The 2500-nt window shown below is 54.4% G+C and carries 1 tRNA gene and 1 rRNA gene (1 of these 2 cut by a window edge); both read left to right on the forward strand.

Annotation, left to right across the window (positions count from 1 at the left end):
• Positions 1-29: 29 nt before the first annotated feature.
• Positions 30-105: transfer RNA gene (locus tag L2I41_RS21365), tRNA-Ala, on the forward strand.
• 541 nt (positions 106-646) lie between these two features.
• Positions 647-2500, forward strand: a 23S ribosomal RNA gene (locus tag L2I41_RS21370); it runs 945 nt beyond the window's last position.

Raw genomic sequence — 2500 nt, forward strand, 5'->3', positions numbered from 1 at the left:
TGTCGGCTGGAAAGCCGACGGACTAAAGAGGGGCCATAGCTCAGTTGGGAGAGCGGTAGCTTTGCAAGCTTCAGGTCGTCGGTTCGATCCCGTCTGGCTCCACCAGTCTTCTGTTGGGCGCTGAATGGTCGATGAACGATGTGTCAACTTTGATAATCCAGGACGAAAGAACGGTTTTGCAATCGTGTGCGGCGTCAAGCCCTGCGGTTGTCCTGTTTGCTTGTTATCGTGAAGAGAAGACATGCTGGATGGCATGTTACCAGGTTGCTGAAAGTGAGCGTGAGCTCACCCGAGGCGACGGCCGAGGCGTTGCGCAAGCAACGAAAAGGCAAGGTAACCTGCCGGATCGAGCGCTGAAGGTGAGCGTGAGCTCACCCGAGGCAAGGCCGAGGCGGTGCGCAAGCACCGTAACAGGCACCTTGATCTGCCCCTCCTTGACCGCAGGGGTGTCGGAACGCATGTCTCGTGTGATTTGAAAGGTCTTTGTGCCTTGTGGCTTCAGCCGAGTTGAAGCTGCGAGGTTTGGATCGTGATCAATATCTTGGAGTGACTGATAGGTACGTCACTCTCTGCACTGGGCAGCGATGTCTGGTGCGGGTTGCCTCGACTAGACTTCGAGGGAATGATGGATGTTGGTAATGAGAGCGATCAAGTGAAAGAAGGGCATTTGGTGGATGCCTTGGCGCTAAGAGGCGATGAAGGACGTGGTACGCTGCGATAAGCCATGGGGAGCTGCGAACAAGCTTTGATCCGTGGATTTCCGAATGGGGGAACCCATCTTCAGCGAACGGTTGCTTTGGTTCGGGGCGCAAGCCTCGGATCACGATGACTGTTTGCGATTATGAAGATATCTATCCCTGAATACATAGGGGATTAGAGGCGAACGCAGGGAAGTGAAACATCTAAGTACCTGCAGGAAAGGACATCAACCGAGACTCCGTTAGTAGTGGCGAGCGAACGCGGACCAGGCCAGTGGTCGATGAGAACTAAGCAGAACCGTCTGGAAAGTCGGGCAACATGGGTGATAGCCCCGTATGCGTAATGTTCTTGTTGATCCTTGAGTAAGGCGGGACACGTGCAATCCTGTCTGAACATGGGGGGCCCACCCTCCAAGCCTAAGTACTCCTTAGCGACCGATAGCGAACCAGTACCGTGAGGGAAAGGTGAAAAGCACCCCGACAAGGGGAGTGAAATAGTACCTGAAACCGGATGCCTACAAACAGTCGGAGGCTGCAATGCTGACGGCGTACCTTTTGTATAATGGGTCAGCGACTTAGTCTGTCGAGCGAGCTTAAGCCGTTAGGTGTAGGCGCAGCGAAAGCGAGTCTGAACAGGGCGTTCAGTTCGACGGATTAGACCCGAAACGAGGTGATCTAGTCATGAGCAGGTTGAAGGTGCGGTAACACGCACTGGAGGACCGAACCCACGCCTGTTGAAAAAGTCGGGGATGACTTGTGACTAGGGGTGAAAGGCCAATCAAACCTCGAAATAGCTGGTTCTCCGCGAAATCTATTTAGGTAGAGCGTCGGATGAATACCTTGGGGGGTAGAGCACTACATAGGCTAGGGGGTCCCACAGACTTACCGATCTTAAGTAAACTCCGAATACCCAAGAGTACTGTCCGGCAGACACACGGCGGGTGCTAACGTCCGTCGTGAAGAGGGAAACAACCCTGACCATCAGTTAAGGTCCCGAAGTCACGGCTAAGTGTGAAACGATGTGGGAATCCCAAAACAACCAGGATGTTGGCTTAGAAGCAGCCATCATTTAAAGAAAGCGTAACAGCTCACTGGTCTAGACAAGGGTTCCTGCGCGGACAATGTAACGGGGCTCAAGCCGTGCACCGAAACTATGGGTTTGCACTTGTGCAAGCGGTAGCGGAGCGTTCCGTAGGCCTGCGAAGGGAGAGGGGTGACCCCTCCTGGAGGTATCGGAAGTGAGAATGCTGACATGAGTAACGCTAAAGGTGTGAGAAGCACCTTCGCCGAAAGTCCAAGGGTTCCTGCGTAAAGCTAGTCTTCGCAGGGTTAGCCGGTCCCTAAGGCGAGGCCGATAGGCGTAGTCGATGGGAATGAGGTGAATATTCCTCAGCCAGCGGGTGGTGACGGATGCCGGAAGCTGTATGTCCTTAACGGATTGGATGTGCAGCCTGGGTGTCCCAGGAAATAGCCCCCGCATCAGACCGTACCCCAAACCGACACAGGTGGACTGGTAGAGTATACCAAGGCGTTGAGCGAATTGTGCTGAAGGAACTCGGCAAATTGCCTCCGTAACTTCGGGAGAAGGAGGCCCTTGTGGTGGGCAACCATCATGAGGGGGCACAGACTAGGGGGTGGCGACTGTTTAACAAAAACACAGGGCTCTGCGAAGCCGCAAGGCGACGTATAGGGTCTGACGCCTGCCCGGTGCCGGAAGGTTAAGAGGAGGGGTGCAAGCTCCGAATTGAAGCCCCGGTAAACGGCGGCCGTAACTATAACGGTCCTAAGGTAGCGAAATTCCT

This window comes from Oryzibacter oryziterrae, from assembly GCF_021864535.1.
In the GTDB taxonomy this organism is placed as follows: domain Bacteria; phylum Pseudomonadota; class Alphaproteobacteria; order Rhizobiales; family Pleomorphomonadaceae; genus Pleomorphomonas; species Pleomorphomonas oryziterrae.